The following is a 26,123-nucleotide window of genomic DNA, read 5'->3' as shown; positions in this document are numbered from 1 at the left end:
AGGGGAAACGAGTGATGATAAACAAGTCATGGATGCGTTTATTCACATTGATGTTAGCGGTTACATTGATCGCCTCTGCATGTCAAAAGCCTGGTGCAGGAGGGAGCGGGGATGGAAAAGTAGAATTTGAATTCTGGTCTGCACCAAACCCCACTCAACAAGCATTCTGGACAGAAATGGCGAAAGAATACATGAAGGAAAATGAGAACGTGAAAATCAAGGTCACACCGATGCCAGAAAGCCCTTCTTCTGAAGCGGGCATCCAGTCAGCAATCGCAGCTGGAAATGCACCGGCTATCTCTGAGAACATTTCTCGTGGTTTTGCTGCTCAATTAGCGGCAAGCAGTGCGATCGTTCCGTTGGAAGAGTTTGAAGGCTATGATGAATTAATTAAGAACCGTGAAATGTCCGAGACGATGTCGACTTGGAAATTTGCTGACGATCACCAGTATGTATTACCGATTTATTCCAATGCGATGTTGTTCGGATGGAGAATGGATATCTTGAATGAGCTAGGATATGACGAACCACCAAAGACGTATAGTGAAGTACTCGATATGGGTGAAAAGTTGAAAGAGAAGTACCCTGATAAGTTCTTATGGGCAAGAGCGGATCTTGTAAAACCGACGTGGTGGGCAAGATGGTTTGACTTCTTTATGGTCTACAATGCTGCTTCAGAAGGAAACAATTTTGTCGAAGGTGATATATTCATTGCCGATAAAGAAGCTGGAGTTGAGACGCTTGAATTCATGAAAAATCTAAGTGAGAAGGACTTGCTACTGACGCGTGAAGCGACAGATCCATTCGAAACAGGACAAGCGGTTATGATGGATATCGGTCCATGGACGTTCCCGTATTGGGCGGATAAATTCCCTGAAATGAAGCAAGGGGAGACCTATGAACTTTCCATGCCGCCGGTACCGGACGGGGTCGATCCTGAAAACGCTAAAACATTCGCCGATACGAAAGGCCTTTCTATCTATGCTTCAGCTTCAAAAGAACAACAGCAAGCAGCGTTTAATTTCGTCAAGTGGGTCTATTCTGATGCGGAAAATGATTTGACATGGTTCGAGAAGACGAATTTACCACCGGCACGGGATGACCTTTCGACAAATGAAACGTTTGCAGAATACTTTAAAGAAAATCCACAGCTCGTAAAATATGCTGAAAACATTCCGAATGCTGTACCACCGATTGATAACGAGAAGACAGTTGAGATCCAGGAAGCGATCGGTAGAGAGGCAGTAAATCCTGTCATAAAAGGAGAGAAAGACCCGAAAGAAGCATGGAACGACATGAAAAAGTCCATCGACGGGGTGTTGAAGTAACATGAACAAAAGCAATGCGAGGTTGGGTTGGCTGTTTGCCAGCCCTTACCTCATATATTCAGCGATTTTCTTTCTTTTTCCATTAATATGGGCGACCTATCTCGCTTTTACGAATTGGAATTTGATCGCACCTGATTATGAGTTTGTAGGCATCCAGAACTTCATTGAGGCTTTTTTCAGCGAGAGTGTAAGAGCCGCATTTTTCGTCACTTATAAATTTTTATTCATGTTTGTTCCGATTGTCGTCATCGGATCCCTTTTCCTGGCCATGATCATCCATGCCTTACCGAGATTGAAAGGTCTGTATTCAGTTGCGTTTTTCCTGCCTTATCTGGCATCAGGGGTGGCATCAGCGATTGTCGTCAACGGAATTTTATCGTATAACAGTCCGTTCAACATATTGCTTCGTGGTACGTTGGGGCTTGATATCGATTGGCTCGGGTCACCGATCCTGGCACCGCTGATCATTGCACTAATGATGGCATGGAAATTCGCCGGGTATTATGCACTTCTTTTCGTAGCGGGACTTGAGAGCATCCCGAAAGATGTATATGAGGCAGCTGCAATCGATGGAGCAGTCGGCTTCAAACGTTTTTGGAATGTGACGCTTCCGATGTTATATCCATCCTTTTATACAGTGACGATCCTCGCTGTCGGCTTGATGTTCGGTATTTTCACCGAGCCGTATGTATTGACCGGCGGTGGCCCTGAGTATGCTACCCATACGTGGCAACTGGAAATCTATCAACAAGCTTTCGCAAGAATGAATGCAGGGTACGGGACAGCGATTGCAGTCGTCAACTCTATCGTGACATTCGCTTCTATATTTGTATTCCGTAAGATTCTTGAGAAATGGGGTGCCAGACATGGTTGGGAGTAATACGAAGCTGAAAACGACACTACTATATATCCTGGCGACGATCGTCCTGATCATCATGGTATTTCCGTATCTCTATATGGTGTTAGGATCCCTTGCACCGTGGGATCAAGTCGATCGGAAAATCATCCCGACCGATCTCAGTTTGAAGTCTTATGAGTGGTTGTTTTCTGGAGGAGATGGGAATCTGGCGAGACCGTGGCTGCGAGCGTTTTTCAACAGTGTGTTCGTGACATTGGTATCAACGATTCTGATGCTTGCGACAGCGATCATGGTCGGTTATGCGTTGGCGAAGCTGAAGTTCCGTGGGCGGCATGTCATCAACAACGTGATTCTGTTCCAGATGTTCTATCCAGCGATCATCCTGTTGATTCCGTTGTTCCTGATCGTCAAATACTTTGGGATGTATGACACGTACTGGGCTATGATTTTACCGAAAGCGGTGAATCTATGGGCGATTTTCATGTATACGAATTTCTTCCGCAGTCTGCCGGATGAGATTATTGAGGCTGCTAAAATCGATGGAGCTAGTCAGCTGAAAATCATTTGGAAGGTCGTGCTCCCGATGTCGAAATCGGTCACCACTATCATCTTCTTGTTCTTGTTCATGGAGAGATGGGTGGAGTTGCTATGGGATATGCTTGTCGTGAACAGTGAAACGATGCTGACACTGAACGTATTGTTGGCTCAGATGTTCGGACCATACGGAGGCTATCCTGGACCAATGTATGCCGCGTCCGTCTTGTTGACGTTGCCGATTCTGATCCTGTTCATCATCTTCAGTAAAAACTTTAAAGATGGTATGCAGTTCGTATTGAAATAAAACGAGGAGACTCCCGCTAGTATAAGGGAGTCTCTTTCCATGTGCTGGAGTGATCCGGTATCAACAGAAGCAGGGGTTACAACAAAAAACTGTCATAATCCCTGTTTCCCGTATGATATGAAGTGTACAAACAGCCACGACTAATATACTTAAATAGGTCTAAAACTAGGATGGACGATTTCAACTTTTATAACTCAGTTTCTTTGCATATACGATGTTCGAACAAACAATACTGACTTCATACAAAAGAATCAAAGGTGTAGTGACCAGCATATGTGATACGATATCGGGCGGTGTGATCATAGCTGCCAGGATCAACAGGCAGATATACGCGTATTTTCTGGATGTTTTTAATTTTGACGGTGTTATGAGCCCTAGGTGGGTGGAAAACATGATGATCAGGGGTAGTTCAAAAACCACCCCAATCGGGAGAATTAAGCGAAACATGAATGAAAAGTACTGGTTAATTCCATAGACTTCTGAAGCTCCGACTCGCTCTGAAAACGAGGTCATAAATTGAAAGACCGTCGGGAATATCAAAAAATAACTGAAGAGAATCCCAGCTACGAAAAGGAAAAAAACAAACGGGATATAGTAGAGCGTTACCCTTTGTTCCATTCGGCTTAATCCCGGCGATACAAATTTCCAGATCTGATACATCGCAAACGGCGTCGTAACTGCTAACGCGATAACAAAAGAGATCTTTAAATAGACATGGAACGCATCGCCAATCGCAAATACGTTCCAGTCAATCCTCTGCGAGATAGGGGCTGCTTTGATCTGTTGTAAGACGGGTTCTGCGCAGAGGAACCCGAATAGTAAGGATATCACAAACATTAACAGGATCCAGATAAGGCGTTTTCTTAACTCGTTTACGTGATGAATCGGTTGATCTCGCATACTTTTTACCCTTTCATGTGGTCCCCGTTTTTACTTTCCTCCGTTTGGGATGCACCCTCGGTGTCGGAGATAAGATCTCTGGTCGACTTTTTAAACTCTTTCATGGTAAGACCAACAGAACGGCCAAGCTCTGGCAATTTATTGGGTCCAAAAAGGATCAAGAAAAGGACCAGGATTAAAATCAAGCTTGGAAAACCGATATTAAAGGGATTCATAATGGAAGACACCTCCTTAAAATGAAAATTGGACACACCGTTACGTCTTGATATCTTCTACATGGCATTGTCGATTTTTTACAGACAATACGTTCCGAAATAAAAAGAGAGGAGACAGGGCGAAAAACAAATCTCCCACGAGACGGACATCGATTGGTTGCACTTGGAGAGAAGTGATGCATGCACCAATAAGTATGCCGATCAATAGAGAATGAAAGATTGTCTCCATTCTTCTTTCGGAAAAGGAATACAAAAAATCAAATGACTTCGTTAAGACAACAAATCCCCAGGTATAGGAAAAGGCAGCCGTAGGGAAATGGTCCAGTGGGTGATCAAAGAGGAAAAAGACGATCACAAACAACCATATGAACAGTCGTCTTCCCCAATTCAGGGTTATCATCATGTGCTTCTCCTCCTCGTCTTAGGCTTAGGCGCAGGAGTAGCAAGTCTCTTCCCATCCCGTACAGCATGTAGAGGCACAAACCGGACACCAGAGTAGGACGCATGGAAGACATCCGGCCCAGGTCCCGCACGCTAGGGTGCAAGGTCCACAACATTGAATCAGACAACGAACACTCCAGGTTTTGCATTCCCTTCCTCCACCATAAGAAAAATTATCGATGGTGCAATTGCCACAAGCTGCCTGAATGCTGGCATCTTTCACCGGTTCACCGTTCACGATTTGACCGACCAGGGTAATCGTTTCCTTTTCTTCATCCACTTTGTATAAATAGCTTCCTCGACCAAAATGATAGATGGGAACGCTTAAGGAATAGTAAACCGAAATATAATCGCCTTTTTGCATCACGAGGGCCACCAGGGTATTGCCATCCTCTAACATGTGGAAGACGCCATTGACCCTCGAAGTGTCAATGGAGAGATCGGCTTCCTTAAAAGCGAGTGCTTGTTGAACATCTGCCGTTAGATATTTCTGAATTTCTTTGCCACTCAGTTCCTTTGATTCTTTGATTTTCACTTTGGTTCTCCAGTTTTTAGGTGTCAGTAAATCTGACTCTTCCGTTGTAGCGGCCATTGCGTTATTGGTGAACCGTGAGGGAAGAATTGAGGTCAGTAGTGGTGATAACAACACACCACCTAGAAGAAGCCCTCCCTTTTTGACGAACGAACGTCTTCCCTGGTACTCGAGCGGAGGGAGCGAATTCTTCGTGAACCAGGGGACACCTGCCTCCCGGATCGTTCTGGAAATACGTAGTGATTTTCGAATACCCAATCCTTTCAGGATATACGTTTTTAATTGTATTCCTGTATAGACTATAGGTGGTTTGTTGTCGTGTACTTCAAGAATGGTCGGTTCAAATTCCCAATCAGGCTTCACTTGATTTAGAAGTTCTTTCATCGCAGGGTTATGAAGACTCTGGATGGTCAGCCATCCGTTACTTTCTTTTTCGATGGAAGTTGCCAGATGGCTGCATATTGAACAATTGGAATCAAAGAGTAAATATCGTTTGACCATAATATCACCTCTTAATGGAATTATTCTTAAAAACTTATCGGGATGAAATCTAAACTTATATTCCACGAAGTAAAGGGAAATGCTATTCTCGACAAAGAGGCTGCTTTCAACTGTTATAGGTTTGTAATTTGTTTACGGTGGTCTATGCAGGATAAACCTGCTAGGTATAGACACTGACATGAAGTTCACCTCCTTATGCTGTTATAGTTTTATTTAGATTTTTAAAGAATATTTCTGTTTTAGAAACACTATGATTAAAAAAAAGGGAGTTAATATCACAGCCTAGTTTAGTTGCTAGTAATGGAAGATGGTCAGCTTTAAAAGAATAAGTACCATTCTCGTACTTTAAATACGTAGAAGCGTTCTTAAACCCTAGTTCTATGGCCATTTCTTTTAGTGGGATATTATGTTTTATTCGTTCTGATTTAATAAATTCTAAATTAATTCTTTTCATCATTATCCTCCTTCCATTTCTATTTTAGAAACAACTTAAGTAAATATTAAATTTCTATTTAAGAAATGTCAACACATTTTGTTTCTTTTTTAGAAATTTTATTTTTTCTATTATAGAAACATGATAAAATTAAAATGTTTCTAATATGGAAAGATGGTGTTCTAATTGTCTGTACATATAAACGAAAGAATTAAGAAACAAAGAGAATTAAAAGGTTGGACTCAAAGAGAACTAGCAAGAAGGGTTAATATAAACTCAAGTGTAATGAACAGGATTGAACTTGGTACACGACCCGTGGAAGACCATGAAATAAAGTTAATTGCCAATATCCTTGAGGTATCAACTGATTATTTATTAGGTGAAACAGATGATCCTACACCAAGAGATAAAGCAAATAAAAGCACCGTATGTTATGATTATGAAAATCTTACAGAGGAAGAAAAGGATTACCTTAAACTTCAGTTAGAAATTTTCCGAAAGATGAAAGAAAAAGATGGGAAAAATCCTGACAAATAAATACGGGCATGATAAATATAAGAAAGATATAAATACGTAGCCTATAGAGTGTAGAGAAACCTTATGTTTTTCTGCACTTTTTTTATTTTTGAAATCAATTAGGATTTTTAAATATTACTTGGTTTAGGAACAATCGTCTATTTTTCTTCACGAATAGTAGGTCTTTCAATGATAGTTTACAATCCTGTATATCTTTCCTAAGTAAAGATTCTTCTTCAGAATGTTGCCGTGCATCACCCCCTCCTTTAATAACACTTTCGATCTAATTTATCGACATTTTTTTATAGCTTATAAAGACCAGAAAAACCAAAATTCACTAGTATATTCTTCAAAATTAACAAACTTTCTTCCCCTGCTCCGATTTTTTTCGTGGGAACTAGGTATGGTTTTCCATTTTACTTCTTGTCAAACAACTGTTCTCAAAGTAGACTAATCAACAATTGAATTGTCTAAACATAGCGAAAAAAACTATGTCTTTATCGATCGCCATTTTGGTTTGATTTTTTTTGAGGTGGTACTCTTACCTAGCATTTATGGTTAATCTCATTTGAATCATTTATATCCGAATCTATGAGTTCGCTGTATCAAGTGTCTAAACAAACAGGAGGAAAAGGTGGAACTCCGTATGGTGCTGAAATACACTTCATTAAAACAAAAAGACCTGGATTATTTAACATTTATCCTACGAAATGGCATTGTCACAGCAAAACAAATCCGTGTGAAGTTTGAGGAGCCTACATTGACTCGGGTGTATAGCCGTGTTCGGAAGTTGATGGCCAAAGGATTGGTGAAATATGAACGTATTGCACCTAAAGTCGGCGTCTATTTTGGTTCACGCGAAGCTCGTGATGTGACAAATACCGACGTTACGGTTCCATCGAAAGCAACAATCTATACCATTCAACATGCCTTATTGATGAATGATCTCCTACTTTTTCATGAATTTCTTTTTGAGAAAGAAGGGATCGAATTCCAGTATCAAACCGAACGAGAAATACGATTCAAAGCTCTCGGACAAGGCAGTCAACCAAATAGACTGCAGGAATATAACCAGATACGAGATCGTATCCCTGACGCTATCTTTGTCATTAAAAAAAGAGATGGCACACCTATACATGTTTGGGTTGAGCTTGAATTGAACAAGAAGGATCACAGGAGGTATGATGAAAAATTCAAACTTTTTGATGATCTATTATTGAATGGACATTTTGACCAAATACGATACTTCACCAATCTTGTTCAAATTAAAAATGCAGTCAATAAAGCAAAAAGGAAACTGGTCAATGATTCCAAAGTAGTGGTCAGGGATATCCCGGAAGAGATCTTAAATGATCGATGGGAAGAGGTGAAGTCAAGTGGAAAAAACTGAACGACAAAGTAAAATGGATCAACTCATTGGGGATGTGATGTTATATGCTGTTTCCGCTATCCTGATCATGAGTTTTATGGTTCCTGCCCTTGTCGGGATGATGATTTTTGCTTTCTTATCCTATTTCAAACGAGGTTGGCTTGTTTACCTGGCAGCTGGTTTAGGGCTTATCCTACTGATGATTCAATTTTATAAGGGTGCATTGCTTGATTATTTCGGCATTATTTCTAAAATGAACATTCCTTATCTGTCAGCAGGAGTGGAGAAGGTTTTCAATCAAGGAAACCTGATTCAAGTTACCCCGGATACTTATTTGAATGTTATAGGGATATCGTTCGTTTTCTCCTACATATATTTCCTGTTTGCAAAGTACCACTGGAAGAAACCTATCGTATCGAAATACAATGAGCATCAAAAACAAAAAACATTGCATCCATATGTGTCTTTTCGAAAAAAACGATTAAAGTTTCTTACAAAAGAACAGAAAAAATACCGATCAAGCAACTCCAAGGAATCGTTTATTGGCTATACCGATTTTAAAGAGCGTGTTTCTCTGGATCCTCACGAATTGAATTACCATATGCTTGCCCTTGGGGGAACCGGTACCGGGAAAACGACACTCATTGCTTCGCTGATGGAAGTCGCCTTACGTAACGGGAAACCTGTTATTTTTCTAGATGGTAAAGGTGAGGTAACATCGATGCTTGCATTCAAGGCGCTTGCAGAAGCTTATGGGCGTAAGGTCTTTCTTTTTACAGAAAGTGATTCACTAACCTACAATCCGGTAAAACATGGTACACCTACTGAGGTTCGTGATAAATTATTGAATCTTTTTGAGTGGAGTGAGCCCTTTTATAAGACCTTCAGTTCTCGATATTTACAGTTAGTTGTGAAGCTCATTGATGAGGTTAAACTTCCCCGAGATCTGCAAACCATATATGATTTGACATCCATTGCCCTTGTTAACGATCTCTTCAAGGAGCAATATGAAGAGCAGGAAATTGAAGAAGAAATTTTGGTTGAGTCCAAACGTGCAGAAAAAACTAATCGGTATGAAGATTTAATCTCGGATTTTTTTGAACCGGACGAAGAACAATCAAAATCTGCTATTGGAGGAGAGGAGGTCAAAATTCAAAAACGGACAATCAGGGCATTACGAGAAGAATTAAAGAAGATGAAAGAAACGTTTGATATGGATTTTTCAGACAAGGATTCCCAACGATGTTTAAGTGGTTTACGGAATCAGTTAGGCGAACTCATCGAATCAGATCTTGGTCATCTTTTTATAGAATCGGATAAGGGGATCGATCTCAAAAAAATAACGGATCAAAACGATGTCGTCATTTTCAGTATCTCAGGAAGCCGTTACCGCGACTATATTCAAAAACTTGGCCGGATGTTGGTCCTGGATGTCAACAGTTTAGTCGGTTATCGGCAGACGGTTGGGAAAAAACCGATTTTTACCGTCTACGATGAATTCTCAGCTTATGGGAATGCGGAGATTGTTGATATTGTTAACAAGGCACGATCAGCAGGCTTCGAATGCATTATTTCAACCCAATCATTAGCTGACATCGATGCTGTGGATCCTACACTCACAGATCGTATTTTAACAAATTGTAACACCCTTGCTACTGGTCGTGTGAATGCGTCAAAAGACGCAGAACGGATCGCCGACCTGTTCGGAACCTATACCGATAATGAAATCACACAACAGGTTGAAAAGCAAAATAACTTCCGTCGAATCGAAAAGGATAGAGGAACGGTTCGGCAAGTTGATCGTTACAGAGCCCATCCAACCGAGATTAAGAACTTACAGATAGGTGAAATCTTTATTAGCCGAAAAATGAAAGAAGAGAACATAGGAGAAACGTATTTTAGAAGAGTTTATGTACGGAATTCGCTCAATCTGGAGGGATTGAATGGAAATTAAGAATAGCTTCAAGAGAAATGCCGGACAGGTAAGGAAAAAAATCTTTAAAGATGAACGGCGTTTGGTTTCCTCACGATTTAACGCCAGGACTGTGTTCACATTTGGATTTTGGGTCGTTTTAATTACCGTGATTTTCTGTTCTTTTCTATCGTTTTATCGAACTAACTTTTTGAATGAGCGTGTTAATGCGTATCAAGATGAAACGCAATCCAAAATTGATAGCCTAAACGAAGTTGGTTTTACGAACTCCCCTGCAGGAGAAATGTACTCAAAAAACTTCCTCATAACCTACATTAATATTCCGAAAGACCCTGAGCAACGGGAAAAACGAAACAATGCTCTACAACCCTATCTAGCAGAAGGTTTAACTCTTGAGGAACTAGAGAATCTTTCAGATTTCAAAGGGGAGCGTGCATTAGAGGAAATCAATCTTTACGATGTAAAAGATGTTCAGGAGGATTCCGCCAAGTATGTCTACCGGATCAAATACAAATTAATCAATGGTGTTGAGCAAAACAAAAAGGAAGAGGTAAACGGAACAGACAGTAAAGAAAAAACGGAAACTGAAAAGATAGCTTATAATGAGAATCCGATCAAGACGATAGAAGTGATGATTGTTGTTCCCATCGGTACAGATGGCCAGTCATTCAATGTGGTTGAGCAGCCTTACTTCCAGGCGGTCCCTGGTGATACACGTCTTACGGCAATTGAGGATAAAACGGATCCATCAAAGAAAAACACACAAATTGAACAGGAAATGAAACGGTTTGTGACTCAGTTTTTTACATCTTATACCGAGAATACGGTTGATGAAATGGCCTATTTGATGGAAAAACCGGAGAGTTTGAAAGATACATACTCGTATAAGGGTGTTGAAGATTTTATTGTCTATAAAGGTGAAAAGAAGGGTCAATACAAGGTGAAAACCCTTGTTCATCTTAAAGAGGATAAAAGCGGAGTGGTCATGAAACTTCCGTTTACGCTTATCGTTAGCAAGGAAAACAATAAATTTTATGTTCAAAAACTCAAACATACTATTGGAGGTTGATGGAAATGCCAGATATTACAGGTCTTACGGAATATATCTCTTCACAGGTTGCTGCGGTCTTGTTCATTATTATGATCGTTATGATCGTTCGAGCGTTTATATCACAGCGTTGGAGCATGTTCTTTTCCAGCTTTATCTTTGCGGTCGTGTGTTACGTGATTGTAACGAACCCTGGAGAATTTGAAAGCCTGGCCAATGCGATTTGGAATCAGGTCAAAAGCGGTGGTTTAAATTGAGGTCAGGTGCCTATAACTACCGAAAATTCTTCAAATACCCCTTGAAGATCTGGAAGTTTGGAAAAGGGGATAAATCCCTTGTTTTTTCGAAGGGTATTGAAATTAGACAAATCATCGTGGCGGTATTTCTATTCGGTTTGTTATTTCTCTTCAGAGGAACCATCAATGAGGTGCTGCCGACCACTTTACAAGTAGCCTTTTATGCGGTGTTGCCTTGGATCATTGCAGGGGCGATCTGTCGAAGTCGATTGGATGGCAAACGGCTGGATCGTTTCTTTATCGGGTATTTCCGCTATTTGTACAATCGACGATTCAGTTACAGCAGTCATAAGCCGGTTTACCAACCCCAAATGAAGAAAGCACAGTCTTACGATCGATTTGAATAAGGTGGTGGATCCATGTTACAGTTTCCGATTCAATCTTATCAAGAGAACGTCCTCTATACCCATGACACGGAAGCCTGGGCGTATTACCGGCTACAAGAAAATACAGTTGGGATCAACGAACAGGAAGCTGAAAACAACCTCGTCAACCGCCTCCAAAGGCTTGCCTGGCAATTGGCCACCTTCGAGGAAATTGACTATAAAATTGTTCCAATCCCCGTTGATATTAATCAACGAATGGATCGCTTGCAGGAGCAGTATGAAGGCCAGTATGCCGAAATTGGACACTATTATGCGGAACGAGCCAAAGTGATTTTACGTGAGGAAGCCGAAAACGTCGTGGACTATAAGTTTTTCATCGGCGTTAAATTGAAACGGCGAGAGTTGGATGAGAGCCTCATCCATACCGTTTCTTCATCATTCAAGAGTATGAACCGTTATCTACAAAGGCTCGCAGGTTTTAAAGGGCATGAGGTCGATGATGTAACGGTCAGTCTGTTCAAAGAATCTGAGGAAGAGGTCTTTATAACCCTTTTGAATTATCTAGGGGCTTATCGGGTGAAAGAAAAGGAATTACGCTACATCATCCGTCATCAGTTTGTCAGAGGTCAAGCACAACCAGACGGAGAAGGGAGCCTTTACCACCTTACGGAAGGGATTCTCGACCCAGGGAAAGCAGGCTATGTACATATTAAACAGTTGGATCAGGAGTCATGGTGTGCTTTTCTCCCTGTCTCTGATTTTCCGATCGATCTCAGTTATAAAGAATGGGCTTACTTTTTTCAATCCTATCCTTTTCCAGTCGAGGTCAATATGCGTACGGTCTACAAGAGGAAAAAAGAAGATGTAAATCAAACCAATACGATTAAAAAACGTTTCCGCGATCAGGATGCACAATTGATTGAAGCAAACGAAGACGACGACAGCTTAATCAATACAGGACGTGAGTTGTTGCATGATCTAGAAAATCAAATCAAGAATCAAGGAAAACCTTTGCTCAGAACGCACATTCATTTTGTTGTTTATGGTAAAACAATAGAAGAAGTGCGAAAACGGGCCAGAAGGCTGAAAATGGATTTTAGAGACCAGCAAATCGAGCTTGTGCAGCCGTTAGCCGATCAACTCCTTCTCTTTCATCAATCCTTACCAGGAGCCAACATAGTAGCTGATGATTGGGAACAGATCCTAACGCCGGAATCCTTTGCGGAATCCCTCTTTACCCTGACACGGAAAGTGGGCAATACGGTAGGCTTTTATCTCGGGAAAAACATTTCGCATGAAGGAGAAAGTGTAGAGGGTTCACAATCTCTTGTCTTCTATCACCCCTTTCTTGCTCACTTAGGTTTGAAGGGTTCCAAGTATTCTTCCCCGCATGTCACCATTTCGGGCCCAACGGGAATGGGGAAGTCGTTCCTTTTAAAAGATATCTTACTAAATGTCGTCTTTTTCGGTGCAAAAGTCCTTATGACGGACCCAAAAGATGAAGTTGAAAAGAAGTTCAAACAGGCATTGACCCCTGAACTGGAACTGACTGCCCCCTTTTTTAAAGATCTGATCGAAAGCTTCAACTACATAACATTATCGAGTGAGAAGAAGGATGCCGGAAAGCTTGATCCTCTTACCTTCCTTGATGGCGAAGAGGCACAGGATGCAGCGGTCGGGGTACTGGAATACCTTTCCGAGCTGAAATCCAATGAACGGAATGTGAAAACGGCGATCTATAAGGCTGTACGCTATGTCATGCAGCAGGAGCAAAAGCCGGGGCTTTTAAATGTCGTCCGTTACCTGCAAACCTCAGAAGATCCAGATGTTCAAAATGTAGGAGACCTGCTTTATGAGATCGGGACGAACGGCGTTGCGAAACTGATGTTTTCGAATGGAGATGTAGAAGGGATCAGCCTGAATGAACAGGTCAACATCTTACAGATCCAAAACTTGAACCTGCCTGATGAAGGTGAAAAGGCGACGACAAGGGACGAACACATTGCAGTTGCACTCATGCAGCCACTTGCCAAATTCGCAACGAAGTTTGCTCGAGATGATTCCGTCGTGAAGATGACCATCTTTGAAGAGGCATGGATGCTGATGAATACAGGGGCGGGTGACAAACTCATCAACGAATTGCTGCGTACCGGCCGGTCTTTGCGATCAGCAGTTTATCTTATCACACAATCCACTTATGAATATAACAAGCCACAAATCAAAGAAAACATCGGGACAAAATTTGCATTCAAAGGGAAGACCAATGAAGAAGCAGGCAACATCATTGAGTTTCTTGGCATGGAGGATAACAAAGCTAATCGGGATCTATTAAAAAACCTGACTGAAGGCCAGTGTATCGTGGAGGATATGTACGGACGAACCGCTAAAATACAAACGGACGTCTTGTTTGACGAATGGATTAGCGCCTTCAACACAAAAGAAAACGATCGAGGAAGAGCTGAAACCGAGGAGGCGTTCATTTGATGAAAAAACTATCAATCATTCTATCTACTCTACTTGTCCTATTAACAGGGTGCAATCAGGGTCCTTCTCCTGAAGAAATTGCGAAAGTGGCTTATGAGTGGGAAAAGGCCAATTTTGATCGAAATTATGATAAAGAACAAGAGTTAATATATGAAAAAGGTTCGTATGAAATTCATAAAACTGCAAAGAAAATAGATTCAGGCTTACAATACGATGATATTCGTTTTGAAATTTATTATAGCGAAGAATCAGAACAATATTATGTCTTTGTGGATTTCGATAATCCAAATGGCGATAATGCCGTAGAAGACAATATTGTTTTTCGAAAAAAAGCTGATGAATGGAAGGTTGATACTAGTAAAAGTTTGGATATTAACCGCGAAGAGATCAAACAAAAATTTGAACAGGAAGCTTGTATCCACTGCGAATAAGGAGGAATTGGATGAAATTCCTGAAACGTGGTCTTGGCTTTTGTTTCATCATTTTATTCGTCGTGTTACCAACGGTATCTCTTGCGGATGATCCTTCCCCGACTGTCAAGAAAAAAGAGAAAACCGTCGGCCGTGTGATTCTGGAAAGTAAAGAATATCCCCTCGATCACTACAAGATGGAAGCCGACATCGGGGATGGACTGAAAGACGCTGGAGATCAAGCGCTGCATGCCATCAATCAAGGCATGTGGGGGTTCAATAAAACGATTGCGAGCTTTACCCTTTATTCAACGAATCAACTCATGTCTTTTGATTTAATCAGTACCATCATAAGTGAAGCAAGTATTATGAGTGAACGGATTTATGAAATCATGTCGGGAACCTTCTTATCATTGTTTGTCATTCTTGTAGGAGGGACCGCAGCATGGCGGTATTTCGTCAATCAACAAGTCGGACATGCGGTAAAAGCCATTATAGGTGCTCTCGCCATCATGGTGGTGACTTTCTGGTTTTATTCGGATACGACTGGGAACATCAAATGGCTCAATGACAGAGGAGCAGAACTCGAAGGGATTGCAAGTTCTGTAAACGTCCTGGTCAGCTCGGATGAATTTGACAGTAATGCAACGTATAACCCGAAAGAAGGTATTGCGGTACTCGACAACCAATTGTTTAACCTCATGGTCAAACGTCCGTATTTACTCTTGAATTATGGCTCAACAAAAGAATCGGAGATTGTAAGCGAAGATCCAAACCGGGTTGATAAACTCCTGGCAATCAAACCGTATTCTGAAGAAGGTAAAGAAGAAAGAAAAAGAATTGTGAAGGATGAAGTATCTAATTATGACAATAAACAAATGACTCCGGATTTCAGTGGAGAACGCTTTGGCTATTTAATTATCACGATCCTTTCAACAATTGCCCTTGCGATACCAGTTTTACTATTGGGCACCTTTAAGTTTCTGCTTCAAGTATGGTTCCTGGCCCTGGTGATCTTCACGGCTATTCCCCTAATTTTATCGATCATCCCGGCTTACAGTGAAAGCGCCTTGAATCACGGAAAGAAGCTCGTTGGAGTGCTGTTGATGAAAGCAGGGTTAGTGCTTTTAATTGCGGTAATTACAGGGATCATCACCTTGCTTTATGAGTCGGTCAAAGTCACGAATGGCGTAGAAGGTTATGGGTTTGTCGTCTTTTTGATCTGTATCACCATGTGGGGATTATTTAAATATCGAACCGAAATCTTTGAAGTAGCCTCTGCAGGGATGGTTCAAGGGCAACAAATTGTCGAAAGAACGACAACCAACACTTTTCACAAATTGGGGGATGCTGGCGGGAACGGATTCAAGGGTGCTAAGAGAATGGTAAGCCAAGCTTACCGGAACCACCAAAGAAAAACCCGTCATGACGAGCTTTTGGAAGGACGAAAAGCCCCTCCAAATGATGCCGTCAATAGCAGAGTTCGTTCTGAACACCGTAAAGCGGTCGGTGAAACGAATCAAAAAACGGGAAGCCATTTAACAGCATTGTCTAAAGGGGACTTCATACGTTCCTCTTCTCGAAATCCAGGAACGACCATCGTTAATTTGGAGGAGTATAAACAAGGAAAGGTTGAAAGAGCGAATGCTAACCATCCATCCAATCGTTCGACGGATCAGCCTAGAAAAAACAAGCCTTCCAGTCAAACAACGGGTGGAACAAGTCGATCTTCTCAACGTAAATCTTCAGGGAGCATGGATAGTAAAAATGAGGTAGCATCTTCAAGAGACCCCTCTAAAAACCTTACGAAATGGGAAGCACAACAACAGATCAATAGAAAAAAAGCCAAACAATCCACTGAAACACACAAGAGGTCAAAAAGCCGGAAACCAAAGTCCCGTGATCCGAAACGACGAAAATGATGGATAAAAGCAGTTTGATAAATCATATCCGCTCATGATCCATGACGGGTTATTCGACTGAATTGCTTTTAGAAAGGAGCGCATATGCAAGGTGTTCTAAAGAAAGGTACAAAAGCTACGGGTACATTTGCTATTCTGAAACATCCCTTAACTTGGATACTTGCAGGGCTCTTTCTTCTTCTTATCTCTCTTTTCGGGGTCGCGTTATTCATTTCAATCAGTATTGGTGGAGTGAATCAATTTGAATCTGGTATGACTCGCGAAGAAGCTGACCGAACCGCCCAGGTATCAGCAGAAGTGATGCGGTATGAGCCTCTTGTACGGAAATATGCGAAAGAATTTGGGGTTGATGACTACGTAGGGCTGATCATGGCTCTGATCCAACAAGAGACCGGAGGAAGACATTTAGATGTGATGCAAGCTTCAGAATCCCTCGGGCTACCACCTGGAACCATTACCGATCCTGAAAATTCCATCCAAGTCGGTGTGAAGTATTTTGCAGAAATGATAAAACAAGCGAAAGGGGATATTCCTCTTGCCTTGCAGGGATATAACCTCGGGAATGGTTTCATCACTTATGCCTTAGAACGTGGCGGCTATTCCAAAGACATAACCATCGAGTTTAGTGAAATAATGGCGAAGAAGATGGGATGGAGCCGGTATGGTGACGTAAACTATGTCGAGCACGTGCTCCGTTATTACAATACTGAAAATGGAACCGTTATGGTCAAGGGGGATGGTACACAATCGTTCGATGTAGAAGAAGTGCATTCGATCATGAAACAGTTTCTTGGCCAACCCTATGTATGGGGAGGACGAACACCCGAAGCAGGAGGCTTTGATTGTTCAGGGTTACTCGAATATGCGTTTGCACAAGTCGGCATTGATCTTTATGGGACAGCCCAATCGCAATACGATAAAACGATACCGGTTCCTGAAGATAAAATAAAGCCCGGTGACTTGGTCTTTTTCTCCACGTATAAGCCAGGTGCTTCCCATGTCGGAATGTATGTCGGAGAAGGGAAATTCATTAATGCCAATAGCAGCAATGGGATAACCTACTCATCTGTTGAAGAGTGGAAAAGCTTATATCCCTTTTTAGGTTTCAGGCGTATTCAGTAGTGGGAGGTGAAAGAGTCATGGAACCGGACCAAAAAAAGAAATACCTTTTACTAACGATTGGTTTTATCGCGTCTATTGTCATCATCATGTATGTGTCCAGCTTACGAATACAGTTACAAGAAGTGAGAGCGAATCAGCGTCATTATGAAGAGAAGATCCAATCTCTATCGGCTATCCAAAATACAGATGCCTTAAAGACCAATCGAGCCTTCCTAGAACGCTTTTTCACCTACCATACGACAGCCGAACGCTATCAAAACATACAGTCTTTCATGACTGATCAGGGATACAAGGCAACCCACCCTTCGGGAACAGAACTTCCAAATTCTGAACAATCCGTAAAGTCATCTATGGTCGGCTTAAAATCGTTTGAATATCAAGAATCAAAGACAGAAACTGAATTCTTCAATGAATTTAAGCTCAGTACAGAAATTAATGATGTCACCAACACGGAAACAGTCATTGTAAAAACATCTTTAATCTATGTGAAAGGGCAAGGGTGGAAGATTAATGATGTTGAGTATATCGGGCAATTAACAGGACGTGAATAATTTCATTAGAGGAGAGACGTTATGAAAAGTACAGGAGTAGTAAGATCATTTAATCATTCCTCGATGTGAATTTATTTGAAAAAACCTATATCATCAGTGTAGTGTTACGGGTAGAATGTAAGTACTACAGGCACAGTAACAGGATAACTGCTAACAAGTTTCTACTAAACTAATATATGTCATCTAATGTTGAAATATATGATACCTTAAATGTCAACGTATATGTATATAATCATATAGTCCAATTTGAGTTTTGTTAAGATAACGATGTCCAAGTAGCACGTATAAACAGACAGTTGATCTTCAGCAATCGGGCCATTTAATGGAATAAGGGGAAGAGTAAATAGATTTCACATCAAGTAGGGAGGTTGGGTTAAAAATTACTCAAGTAGATAGAAAAGAAAGTGAAGCAAAATAATGACTAGAATTCTTGGAACTGAAAAATCTACTCAAATTGGTTTTATGTATTTAGATTCAAAAGGTATTGTTGACTTTCATCAAGTCGTTGTTTCATAATTATTCATTGTTGTAATTGGATAAGGTTGGGTATTAGGGGAAGTAGAGTTCGGCAAAGTAAACTTTCTCAAGTCTTTCCGAATACGTTCTAAAAGGCAGTTTTCAATAAGACAAATGAGAAAACTAAAGGGGGACCCTAAAATCCCCCAAAAATAATTACTTCATATTAGAATCATGATTAGTATATTTATTTTGTATTAAATTTCTTCTAGAAACATTTTGGGCATCTAATCCCTTTTGGTTTAGCAACAATGCACCATGCTAAATTAACGAGAGAGAATAACATCTGAAATGAGAGGTCGATGGTCTGATGCTAGTGTTTCTATAATTTCTGATGATTCGGTTTGAATACCATGAGTTGTTAGGATATAGTCAAGTGTTCGATTGGGTTGATTTGCTGGGAAGGTGTTACCTTCATGATCATGTACTTCTTTCCATGTATCCTTGAATGTTGAAAACAACGGCGCTAACTCTGGAGATGTCGGTATTGCATTCATGTCACCAATTAAGATTTGCTCTTTATTGCTTTTAGACATTATGTTTAACATATCTTCTATTTGCATTTTTCGTATTTTTGGATCGGGTCTATAATCTAAATGAGTAGAATATACGTTGACTTTAATTCCCTTTACGTTAATTAATGTTTCTGCGAATCCAGGTAACAACTCAGGTTCTGTATTGGCTCCTTGTGTAGAAAGACGCGTAATTTGTCGATTTTCTACATTAAGAATTGGGTATATACTTAGAATTGCCACCCCAAATTGACGATTAGGCTGTCCTACCTGATCTGATGGAAAGTCATAGATTGGAGCGTAAAAATAATGCATATTAAGAGATTCAGCAAGTATTCTGATCTCGTTTTCAAAATAACTTCGATCTGCCCAATGTACATCTACCTCTTGCAATCCAATAATATCTGCTTTCGATTCACGAATAACATTAGCAATAGATTCTAAGTCATATTGATTATTCATGTTATGCCCGTAATGGATATTGTAGCTCATTACCCGAAGTTTTACGGATTTTCCGTTATTACCTTCTGCGGCATACGGAGTAGGTTGTAGAGATAAAAATGTCATAAACAACAACATTACTGCTAACCCAATTTTTTTTATCATATTGATTCTCTTTCCTCCTTTAAAAGATTGATAAAAGTCAATTGACAAACATTATTGTATAGCTTCCAACTTTTTAAGTCTATATAGGAAGTGAGAATTTTACTTATTTTTCACAATATTTACAATGGTAAATTTTTAGATAATTCAGATATATCGAATTGTGACAGTGTGCTTTCTCAAGCCTATCAGATTTGCTTTATTGGCTACCGAGAACGATTATTTTAGAGTTCTTCAACAAAAGGGCGCTTTAATGGAGCAACAAAAAAAGCCTAATTTCTCAGAATTAGAATGAGAAATTAGGTTTTTTATATTGGAATTTCCTTAACGTTTAACGTTGTAAATCCGTATTTTCCTGACGCTACTCCTTCCAGAAAAGGGCCCAGATTTTTAAGAAAGGAAATTAGATGGCTCATCTTGAATTGTAATTTATGCCAGAAAAGAGCAGTTTTCTTGAGCAAGCCACTTCAATTTAGGAGTAATATTATCAGGTTTGGCGTTTGTTCGGAAAAAGGACAAGAGCTGAAGGGGAAAAGGGGGATTCTATGAAAAAGGTTCTGTTGGTCAGTCTCGTAGTTCTTGGATTTGTTATGATTGCCAATTTTAATATGGGCGACAATTCTCTCCTTCAACGAAAGGAAGAGCCGACGGTCCACAACCCTATTCCGAATACGGTCTATGAAGAAGAAAAAAACGATTTGAAAGATGCCGTGAAGAGTCACTTAACACAATTAGAACCTGATATCTATGCGGTGTATCAAGGAGAAAAACTACGTCTTACAGCTATGGAATCGGAAGTGAAAGAAAGCATGAATTATAAAGACATCGCTTTTAAAGTTTCGTATCATATCTTATACGGAAAAGAAATCAATTACTAAAGAAAACTCTTATCTTGAATTAAAATGGAGACCTTTCGAACCACAATTAATCGCCTTTTATACTGGGAAGGCAGAGGATTACGTGTATCATGTACCAGATGGTATATATGTGACGGGAGTTAAAGGGCATTCAGGATTACAAGGGTTAACAATTTACTCAAGGGATATGACTGCAAACACACATATTATAAAAGTAAGAGTGAAAGAAAATATATTAGAAATTTACGTTGATCAAAATAATAACAGTTCCCATAACGAACAACATCTTGTATATCAGGTACAAACTTACAGAACCCCGCTCAAATATGTAATTTATAAAAATGGTAAATCAGTAAAAAGTAAAGAAATTCCATACAGTATTGAATGAAAATCCATAAACGAAAAGGGCTAAAACGAAGTGAAAAATAAGACACTCAATATGACACACTTTGAGTGTCAGGGTCAAACCTTTGGTATAGCTATTAGGGTTTCTTTGGAGGAGCTTTATGTTCATACTTTATAAGCTTTATCGGTGGAAGTTCACTGGGGAGGTTTTTCATTGTGTGACGTCTTGGTTCCACTGCAAAATAAAGCGTATCGATTCCCAGATGGGTTCCTTTTTTATCGGATGGTAGCAATGTAATTTTTATCGCGTAAGAAAAGTAAATACGATCATTCTTATTCCCTGGATGTTATTGTCATTTGTTGCTTGTACAATGTTTACCATATCGTGTTTCTTCCACCAAGGTGTCGAGTAACCATTAATGTTTTTATTTGGGTAATACTCTTGGACTGCTGTAATTATTTCATTATGATAAAGATCAAGTACAAAGTAACCAAATGTTTTATGATGATATTTACTTGATGTTGAAAATTCGGGAACTTGTTGTGAGACAGCATTATTTGCTTTAGTTTCAAATACAAATAAGGCACCACATAACGAAACAATAATAAGAGTAATTATTAAGGTTTTTTTCAAAAAAACACCTCCTTACGATTAATGGTATGATTTGTGAAAATATGCTTTTTTATACTTTTATACAGGGGTACCGCCAACATTTTAACGAAAATATACACTATAACATTATTTGGAACATAAAAACCGATTTTCCCTACGCTAAGGGATAATCGGTTTTTATGTACAATGACGGTAACGTCTGTAAACTAGTCATGCTACTGATATCGAACTTATACTCACCCAGAAAGTTTATGTGCTCCCATAGTAGGAATTGAACCAACTGAAACACCAATATTGGTTGTGAAATCCCGTGGACATTTTAGGGCGGCATTTGAAGAATTTCAAAAAGGATTATAGAAGTATATAAAAAAGATGAACTGTTTTTTAGATCTTAGAAGGATAATTTATAAAAGTTTGATCAAAAATCCTGTTATATGCAGGATTTTTTCTTATTCCACAATCGGGCCATTTAATGGAATAAGGATTCGCTACTTCAGTAAGATGTAAGTTTAACCTATTTAACCAATTCAATTACGAAAAGAGATGCAAATCTCACCTCTTTACAGTTTCAAATGTCACCACGAAGTTGTTTCCTAAGCATTTGTTCTTTTTTGGATATATTATCTGAAAAATTCTGTATAAAGTTTAGTTGTGAAAATCCTTGACCTAGAGTGAACTCTAGGTCTTACACTAAAAATATCTTAAATAGAGAAAGGATTTCAGATATGTTAAATGTTGTAGGAAAAGTAATTATTTTAACCGGAGCATCTAGTGGAATCGGAGAAGCCACAGCAAAAGTACTTGCAAGCAACGGTGCTAAAGTTGTTCTTGCTGCAAGGCGTGAAGAGCGTTTGCGGAATCTTAAGTTAGCTCTTGAAAAACAAGGTGGCACAGTGGAATATAAAGTTACTGATGTAACTTCTCAAGAGCAGATGGAGGAGCTTGCCCGTTTTACTATCGATACCTTCGGACAAATTGATGTGCTGATTAACAATGCAGGAATCATGCCTCTTTCTTTTTTACACGAAAAGAAGGTAATGGAATGGGATCAAATGATTGATGTAAACATTAAAGGCGTGCTTTATGGTATTGGTGCCGTGCTTCCGTATATGCGAAAACGAAAACAAGGTCATATTATTGACGTTTCCTCGGTTACAGGTCACATCGTAAGAAAAACTTGGGCCGTCTATTCAGGAACAAAATTTGCCGTCCGAGCGATTACTGAAGCTTTGCGACAAGAAGAGGCAGAAAATAATATTCGTACAACGATAATTTGTCCTGGCGGAGTGAGAACGGAGCTAGTTAATACAATTTCAAATGAAGAAATTAAAAAAAGCATAAACGAGTCTTTGCAAATTGCATTACCACCGGAAGCTATTGCCAACTCGATTCTATATGCCATTTCGCAACCGGAACATACGGCTGTCAATGAAATAATTGTAAGACCAACGAAACAAGAGCTATAGTATAATATTAATGATTGCTCACCTTTTTCTAGGTGGGTTTTTTACTTTAGCAAACAGATAAAATTGAAGGAAAACAACAATAACACAGCAAAGAAATTATTTGTTAAATTTTAATACTCAATGGACTACTCATAAGGAGGAATTAATTTGAGTTATACAATTGGTCAAGTAGCAGATAAAACAGGGCTATCGATCCACACATTGCGATTTTATGAAAAGGAAGGAATTATGCCAATAGTTAATCGTAATGAAAGTGGCATACGTTTGTATGAAACTAAGGATATTGAAGCACTTGAATTTATCTGCTGTCTTCGAGCGACAGGTATGACAATTTCTGATATTAAGGATTTTGTAAGAGAGAGCAGAACGATTGAACAGCGTATTGAAATACTTGAGAAACAACATGGAAAAGTACAATCACAAATAGATCAATTTATCTCGTATCAAGCCATGATTAATCGTAAACTTGATATATATAGAAATAAGACAGACACAATCTAGCTAAATCATCAATCTAGAGGGTTTCTAGAGTTCAATAAGTACTAGCCAGCTTCAACAGCCTTTGATCTTCAACAATCGGGCGCTTTTCCCTAATAAGGAATAGCGCCAATATCACATAGAAGGGCCATTTTGTAAAATAAATATTCTTAAACTAACGGGCGGGAGAATCAAATATTATATGAGTAAAAAAGTGAAAAAAATCAGTTGGTGGGCTGGGGGATTCATTGTATTTATTGTAATTTTTATTTCTATAATGACTTGGTTTTATCCATACTCCCCTTTCAGTGTTAATAAAAGTTATGCTTACAAACCTGACAAAATTTTATTTAATGGTAAAAGCTATGAACAAATTCTAAATGAATTTAAAGCTTCCTACGAAAAAGACTTAAAAGCAGATGCAGATAACAAATATCCAAATCTAACAATAAACCGAACACAATATATATTACCGATTTTTGAACAAGATTGGTTAATCAATGAAAGTTCTGTACCTATTGATGCAATGAAATTAGATATGATGCTTTTTGAGGTACAGCAGGTTAGAGAAGTTTTGCTAAACCTTGATGTTCAAGTGGATTATACAAGTGAACAAAGAAGGTATTTAGTTGATATGATAAGAAGTATAATATCATTAGAAGACAATATTATTGAATTGCAAAATGAAAATTACGCGTCGAGAAAAGAGCTTAATCGTCGATTCGACAATCTTTATGGAGCTTTTACATCTAACTTCAGACGTTTTTCTTCTTTTTATAAGTGGGGATAGCATCAGGAAAATGCGGATATACAACGTTTAGGAACCGATTTTTTAATTGGCTTATTAAAGCTAACGCCCCCGTTATTACAATAAGAAGTTTTGAAATTTTGTATCTTAACGTTATTTTCTGTTATTATCCCCTTATGTAAACTTTCGGAGGTTACCTCAAAGGACGGTTTTGCCCTGTGGGGTTGCCTTTGGGAGTTTGAGGGTTCAGAGGCTCGTTGTCAATCGAACTGTGGAATAAGAAGCGAACGGCAGCCAATAGAATCTAATTTATTGAATATTAATATTCAATAAATAGAAATATATGAACGACTATTTAACGATTATTCAACGTCGTTCATGAATAAGGCAGGAAAAACCTTTATATTCGTATTATTATTTAATATATGGACGAGTTATAAATGATGACGTGAACGGAGGGGAAACAAGTGGAAAAGGACTGGTATACTGTCACTGAGATAGCAGAAAACTAGTATCCCTGCTGATACCGTTAGGAGATATGTACGCAGTCATCGAGGTTTTTTAAAAACACGTAAACGAGCAAATATTTATCAAATACATATAAGCTCCTTGCCGATCGTTTAGGAGATTCGGCGTTTATATGATGAGGGACTAAACGCACAGGACTTGGATGAACGGCTTGCTAATGTGCATCCCTTCACCATTGAAGTGGTAGACGAGGTTAAACAAACACGTCAAACGATTGATGTTGCCCTGGCATTGGATGAAATGAAGGAAGGTCTTAGAGAAGCTGTAAGTCATCTACAAGAGGAAAATAGAAAACCATATAATGAGTTAGCTTCTACCAAAGAACTGTTAGAATCGTATAAAAATAGTCATGAACGAGGGTTAAAAGAACTTAAACACACCGTTAATGATAGTTTAGTAAATGTTGAAAAACAGCGTGTAAAAGACGTAGAAACAATAAATAACAGCATGAACGATATGAAAGAAGCCTTAAACGAGGTCTACGCTAACTCTTGAAGAAGTAAGAGCAGCCATGAATCCACCTTAACCAAAAGGATGGTTCTCACGACTGTTTGGCAGATAATTGCTTGTTTTCGTATCATTTTGAAGAAGTGAGGGATAATACTTGAGTTTTAAACTTAACATGAGTAAAGAAGCACCACCTCTTTATATCCAAATTAAGCATGATTTAAAAGAAAAAATACATAAAGGCATTTGGGAGCCTGGAGAGAAAATTCCAAACGAATTGGATCTTTGCAAAGTGTATGACGTAAGCCGGACGACAGTGAGAGATGCCATAAATGAATTAGTTTGGGAAGAATATTTAATACGTAGAAGAGCAAAGGGGACGTATGTTTTACCTCAGAATGAAAAATTAGATAATAAGGATGCATATTTTACGTATCTCCGAAGCTTTACCCATGAAATGGAGGATATTAGGGGTGAAGCCAATACATTATTGGCGGAAATCTCTCTAATAAAAGCGAATGAACATATAGCAAAAGCGTTAGAAATAAACGAAGGAGATGTAATCATTGAATTAAAAAGGATAAGAGGAATTGGTGATTTTGCAGTAGTTTATTTTAAGACATACATGAAAAATAACTTAAACTTATCATTAGATTCTAAAGAATACTATGGCTCCTTGTATGAATTGTTAAGGCAAAAAGGGGTTAGTATTAGTAGAGTAAAGGAGTATTTAGAAGCGATTAATCCCGATGAAGAAATTCAACATAGGTTAAATATTAAAGAAAATACTCCTGTTTTAAAAAGAGTTCGAAATACCTATAGCAGTAATAGGGATTTTATAGAATACACGGAGGGTTATTATATTGGAGATCAGTATAAGTATTTTGTGGACTTAAAATCGAATACTTAAATTGTGAAAATTAAAAAAACTTGGTTGATTATGTCACTATGTTATGACATAATCTAATCAAGATCAAACGAGAA

At 39.2% G+C, this 26,123-nt stretch carries 28 protein-coding genes; 21 read left to right on the top strand and 7 right to left on the bottom strand.

Features of this window, described 5'->3' with window-relative positions:
- Window positions 1-14 precede the first annotated feature (14 nt).
- The 3 genes from ACJROX_RS26885 to ACJROX_RS26875 are packed head-to-tail and all read left to right on the top strand — an operon-like array spanning window position 15 to window position 3,028.
- A complete protein-coding gene (locus ACJROX_RS26885) occupies window positions 15-1,328 on the top strand; it encodes an extracellular solute-binding protein (RefSeq protein WP_408008255.1) in 1,314 nt (437 codons plus the stop codon).
- A gap of 1 nt (window position 1,329) precedes the next feature.
- Window positions 1,330-2,208 (top strand): carbohydrate ABC transporter permease, encoded by an 879-nt coding sequence (locus ACJROX_RS26880; RefSeq protein ID WP_408008254.1) that lies wholly within the window; start codon window positions 1,330-1,332, stop codon window positions 2,206-2,208.
- The gene (locus ACJROX_RS26875; RefSeq protein WP_408008253.1) at window positions 2,195-3,028 is read left to right on the top strand and encodes a carbohydrate ABC transporter permease; all 834 of its coding nucleotides are present in this window, start codon (window positions 2,195-2,197) and stop codon (window positions 3,026-3,028) included. The genes ACJROX_RS26880 and ACJROX_RS26875 overlap by 14 nt, the downstream gene beginning before the upstream one ends.
- A gap of 180 nt (window positions 3,029-3,208) precedes the next feature.
- Here ACJROX_RS26875 and tatC read toward each other — a convergent pair whose 3' ends face one another.
- The 5 genes from tatC to ACJROX_RS26850 form a co-directional block, all read right to left on the bottom strand.
- Complete coding sequence (gene tatC, locus ACJROX_RS26870) at window positions 3,209-3,928, bottom strand: twin-arginine translocase subunit TatC (RefSeq protein WP_408008252.1); 720 nt, start codon at window positions 3,926-3,928, stop codon at window positions 3,209-3,211.
- Between the two features lie 5 nt (window positions 3,929-3,933).
- Entirely contained in the window at window positions 3,934-4,143 is a 210-nt protein-coding gene (gene tatA / locus ACJROX_RS26865) for a twin-arginine translocase TatA/TatE family subunit (RefSeq protein WP_408008251.1), read from the bottom strand.
- 40 nt (window positions 4,144-4,183) lie between these two features.
- Window positions 4,184-4,546, bottom strand: a complete 363-nt coding sequence (locus ACJROX_RS26860; RefSeq protein WP_408008250.1) for a hypothetical protein — start codon at window positions 4,544-4,546, stop codon at window positions 4,184-4,186.
- A gap of 24 nt (window positions 4,547-4,570) precedes the next feature.
- Window positions 4,571-5,617 carry a hypothetical protein gene (locus ACJROX_RS26855; RefSeq protein ID WP_408008249.1) on the bottom strand — a complete coding sequence of 349 codons (1,047 nt, stop codon included), beginning with the start codon at window positions 5,615-5,617 and terminating at the stop codon, window positions 4,571-4,573.
- 193 nt (window positions 5,618-5,810) lie between these two features.
- A complete protein-coding gene (locus ACJROX_RS26850) occupies window positions 5,811-6,071 on the bottom strand; it encodes a helix-turn-helix domain-containing protein (RefSeq protein WP_408008248.1) in 261 nt (86 codons plus the stop codon).
- Window positions 6,072-6,236: 165 nt separating this feature from the next.
- Between ACJROX_RS26850 and ACJROX_RS26845 the strand changes: the two genes are divergently transcribed.
- From ACJROX_RS26845 to ACJROX_RS26795, 11 genes are all read left to right on the top strand, one after another.
- The gene (locus tag ACJROX_RS26845; RefSeq protein WP_408008247.1) at window positions 6,237-6,587 is read left to right on the top strand and encodes a helix-turn-helix domain-containing protein; all 351 of its coding nucleotides are present in this window, start codon (window positions 6,237-6,239) and stop codon (window positions 6,585-6,587) included.
- Window positions 6,588-7,200: 613 nt separating this feature from the next.
- Window positions 7,201-7,956: a hypothetical protein gene (locus ACJROX_RS26840; protein WP_408008246.1), complete on the top strand. Its 756-nt coding sequence runs from the start codon at window positions 7,201-7,203 to the stop codon at window positions 7,954-7,956.
- A gap of 13 nt (window positions 7,957-7,969) precedes the next feature.
- Window positions 7,970-9,889, top strand: a complete 1,920-nt coding sequence (locus tag ACJROX_RS26835) for a type IV secretory system conjugative DNA transfer family protein (protein WP_408008245.1) — start codon at window positions 7,970-7,972, stop codon at window positions 9,887-9,889.
- Window positions 9,879-10,937, top strand: a complete 1,059-nt coding sequence (locus ACJROX_RS26830; RefSeq protein WP_408008244.1) for a conjugal transfer protein — start codon at window positions 9,879-9,881, stop codon at window positions 10,935-10,937. The genes ACJROX_RS26835 and ACJROX_RS26830 overlap by 11 nt, the downstream gene beginning before the upstream one ends.
- A 5-nt stretch (window positions 10,938-10,942) precedes the next feature.
- Window positions 10,943-11,173, top strand: a complete 231-nt coding sequence (locus ACJROX_RS26825; RefSeq protein WP_221567140.1) for a hypothetical protein — start codon at window positions 10,943-10,945, stop codon at window positions 11,171-11,173.
- Entirely contained in the window at window positions 11,140-11,559 is a 420-nt protein-coding gene (locus tag ACJROX_RS26820; protein ID WP_408008243.1) for a TcpE family conjugal transfer membrane protein, read from the top strand. Before ACJROX_RS26825 ends, ACJROX_RS26820 begins: the two co-directional genes overlap by 34 nt.
- Window positions 11,560-11,571: 12 nt before the next feature.
- The gene (locus ACJROX_RS26815) at window positions 11,572-14,022 is read left to right on the top strand and encodes an ATP-binding protein (protein ID WP_408008242.1); all 2,451 of its coding nucleotides are present in this window, start codon (window positions 11,572-11,574) and stop codon (window positions 14,020-14,022) included.
- The gene (locus ACJROX_RS26810) at window positions 14,022-14,453 is read left to right on the top strand and encodes a hypothetical protein (protein ID WP_408008241.1); all 432 of its coding nucleotides are present in this window, start codon (window positions 14,022-14,024) and stop codon (window positions 14,451-14,453) included. The genes ACJROX_RS26815 and ACJROX_RS26810 overlap by 1 nt, the downstream gene beginning before the upstream one ends.
- Before the next feature lie 11 nt (window positions 14,454-14,464).
- Complete coding sequence (locus ACJROX_RS26805; RefSeq protein ID WP_408008240.1) at window positions 14,465-16,354, top strand: CD3337/EF1877 family mobilome membrane protein; 1,890 nt, start codon at window positions 14,465-14,467, stop codon at window positions 16,352-16,354.
- Window positions 16,355-16,438: 84 nt separating this feature from the next.
- Window positions 16,439-17,476: a lysozyme family protein gene (locus ACJROX_RS26800; protein ID WP_408008239.1), complete on the top strand. Its 1,038-nt coding sequence runs from the start codon at window positions 16,439-16,441 to the stop codon at window positions 17,474-17,476.
- Between the two features lie 17 nt (window positions 17,477-17,493).
- Window positions 17,494-18,027: a hypothetical protein gene (locus ACJROX_RS26795; protein ID WP_408008238.1), complete on the top strand. Its 534-nt coding sequence runs from the start codon at window positions 17,494-17,496 to the stop codon at window positions 18,025-18,027.
- 782 nt (window positions 18,028-18,809) lie between these two features.
- Here the strand turns inward: ACJROX_RS26795 and ACJROX_RS26790 are convergent.
- On the bottom strand, window positions 18,810-19,661 hold the full coding sequence (locus ACJROX_RS26790) for an endonuclease/exonuclease/phosphatase family protein (RefSeq protein ID WP_408008237.1): 852 nt from the start codon (window positions 19,659-19,661) through the stop codon (window positions 18,810-18,812).
- 542 nt (window positions 19,662-20,203) lie between these two features.
- On the opposite strand from ACJROX_RS26790, the gene ACJROX_RS26785 reads away from it, so the two are divergent.
- Together ACJROX_RS26785 and ACJROX_RS26780 are read left to right on the top strand one after the other, a co-directional pair.
- Window positions 20,204-20,536, top strand: a complete 333-nt coding sequence (locus ACJROX_RS26785; protein WP_408008236.1) for a hypothetical protein — start codon at window positions 20,204-20,206, stop codon at window positions 20,534-20,536.
- An 82-nt stretch (window positions 20,537-20,618) separates the two neighbouring features.
- Window positions 20,619-20,903: a hypothetical protein gene (locus tag ACJROX_RS26780; RefSeq protein WP_408008235.1), complete on the top strand. Its 285-nt coding sequence runs from the start codon at window positions 20,619-20,621 to the stop codon at window positions 20,901-20,903.
- A 258-nt stretch (window positions 20,904-21,161) separates the two neighbouring features.
- On the opposite strand, the gene ACJROX_RS26775 is transcribed toward ACJROX_RS26780, so the two are convergent.
- Window positions 21,162-21,494 carry a hypothetical protein gene (locus ACJROX_RS26775; protein WP_408008234.1) on the bottom strand — a complete coding sequence of 111 codons (333 nt, stop codon included), beginning with the start codon at window positions 21,492-21,494 and terminating at the stop codon, window positions 21,162-21,164.
- Between the two features lie 704 nt (window positions 21,495-22,198).
- Here ACJROX_RS26775 and ACJROX_RS26770 point away from each other — a divergent pair.
- From ACJROX_RS26770 to ACJROX_RS26750, 5 genes are all read left to right on the top strand, one after another.
- On the top strand, window positions 22,199-22,939 hold the full coding sequence (locus tag ACJROX_RS26770; protein WP_225068312.1) for an SDR family oxidoreductase: 741 nt from the start codon (window positions 22,199-22,201) through the stop codon (window positions 22,937-22,939).
- Between the two features lie 147 nt (window positions 22,940-23,086).
- The gene (locus ACJROX_RS26765) at window positions 23,087-23,440 is read left to right on the top strand and encodes a MerR family transcriptional regulator (protein WP_225068313.1); all 354 of its coding nucleotides are present in this window, start codon (window positions 23,087-23,089) and stop codon (window positions 23,438-23,440) included.
- 178 nt (window positions 23,441-23,618) lie between these two features.
- A complete protein-coding gene (locus tag ACJROX_RS26760) occupies window positions 23,619-24,206 on the top strand; it encodes a hypothetical protein (protein WP_408008233.1) in 588 nt (195 codons plus the stop codon).
- Window positions 24,207-24,830: 624 nt separating this feature from the next.
- Window positions 24,831-25,187: a hypothetical protein gene (locus ACJROX_RS26755; protein WP_408008232.1), complete on the top strand. Its 357-nt coding sequence runs from the start codon at window positions 24,831-24,833 to the stop codon at window positions 25,185-25,187.
- Between the two features lie 127 nt (window positions 25,188-25,314).
- A complete protein-coding gene (locus ACJROX_RS26750) occupies window positions 25,315-26,049 on the top strand; it encodes a GntR family transcriptional regulator (RefSeq protein WP_408008231.1) in 735 nt (244 codons plus the stop codon).
- The last annotated feature ends 74 nt before the right edge of the window (window positions 26,050-26,123 follow it).

Origin of the sequence: Pseudalkalibacillus sp. A8, from assembly GCF_045920555.1 — a bacterium.
Classification (GTDB): Bacteria; Bacillota; Bacilli; order Bacillales; family Fictibacillaceae; genus Pseudalkalibacillus.
This window is presented reverse-complemented; position numbering and strand designations above follow the sequence as displayed.

Excerpts from the sequence above, each read along its gene's own strand:
- ACJROX_RS26825 (WP_221567140.1), top strand. The coding sequence starts at position 10,943 with ATGCCAGATATTACAGGTCTTACGGAATATATCTCTTCACAGGTTGCT.
- ACJROX_RS26770 (WP_225068312.1), top strand. The coding sequence starts at position 22,199 with ATGTTAAATGTTGTAGGAAAAGTAATTATTTTAACCGGAGCATCTAGT.
- ACJROX_RS26750 (WP_408008231.1), top strand. The coding sequence starts at position 25,315 with ATGAGTAAAGAAGCACCACCTCTTTATATCCAAATTAAGCATGATTTA.
- ACJROX_RS26885 (WP_408008255.1), top strand. The coding sequence starts at position 15 with ATGATAAACAAGTCATGGATGCGTTTATTCACATTGATGTTAGCGGTT.
- ACJROX_RS26800 (WP_408008239.1), top strand. The coding sequence starts at position 16,439 with ATGCAAGGTGTTCTAAAGAAAGGTACAAAAGCTACGGGTACATTTGCT.
- ACJROX_RS26850 (WP_408008248.1), bottom strand. The coding sequence starts at position 6,071 with ATGAAAAGAATTAATTTAGAATTTATTAAATCAGAACGAATAAAACAT.
- ACJROX_RS26805 (WP_408008240.1), top strand. The coding sequence starts at position 14,465 with ATGAAATTCCTGAAACGTGGTCTTGGCTTTTGTTTCATCATTTTATTC.
- ACJROX_RS26815 (WP_408008242.1), top strand. The coding sequence starts at position 11,572 with ATGTTACAGTTTCCGATTCAATCTTATCAAGAGAACGTCCTCTATACC.
- ACJROX_RS26875 (WP_408008253.1), top strand. The coding sequence starts at position 2,195 with ATGGTTGGGAGTAATACGAAGCTGAAAACGACACTACTATATATCCTG.
- ACJROX_RS26810 (WP_408008241.1), top strand. The coding sequence starts at position 14,022 with ATGAAAAAACTATCAATCATTCTATCTACTCTACTTGTCCTATTAACA.
- ACJROX_RS26760 (WP_408008233.1), top strand. The coding sequence starts at position 23,619 with ATGAGTAAAAAAGTGAAAAAAATCAGTTGGTGGGCTGGGGGATTCATT.
- tatA (WP_408008251.1), bottom strand. The coding sequence starts at position 4,143 with ATGAATCCCTTTAATATCGGTTTTCCAAGCTTGATTTTAATCCTGGTC.
- ACJROX_RS26795 (WP_408008238.1), top strand. The coding sequence starts at position 17,494 with ATGGAACCGGACCAAAAAAAGAAATACCTTTTACTAACGATTGGTTTT.
- ACJROX_RS26830 (WP_408008244.1), top strand. The coding sequence starts at position 9,879 with ATGGAAATTAAGAATAGCTTCAAGAGAAATGCCGGACAGGTAAGGAAA.
- ACJROX_RS26790 (WP_408008237.1), bottom strand. The coding sequence starts at position 19,661 with ATGATAAAAAAAATTGGGTTAGCAGTAATGTTGTTGTTTATGACATTT.
- ACJROX_RS26835 (WP_408008245.1), top strand. The coding sequence starts at position 7,970 with ATGGATCAACTCATTGGGGATGTGATGTTATATGCTGTTTCCGCTATC.
- ACJROX_RS26860 (WP_408008250.1), bottom strand. The coding sequence starts at position 4,546 with ATGATGATAACCCTGAATTGGGGAAGACGACTGTTCATATGGTTGTTT.
- ACJROX_RS26855 (WP_408008249.1), bottom strand. The coding sequence starts at position 5,617 with ATGGTCAAACGATATTTACTCTTTGATTCCAATTGTTCAATATGCAGC.
- ACJROX_RS26880 (WP_408008254.1), top strand. The coding sequence starts at position 1,330 with ATGAACAAAAGCAATGCGAGGTTGGGTTGGCTGTTTGCCAGCCCTTAC.
- tatC (WP_408008252.1), bottom strand. The coding sequence starts at position 3,928 with ATGCGAGATCAACCGATTCATCACGTAAACGAGTTAAGAAAACGCCTT.
- ACJROX_RS26785 (WP_408008236.1), top strand. The coding sequence starts at position 20,204 with ATGAAAAAGGTTCTGTTGGTCAGTCTCGTAGTTCTTGGATTTGTTATG.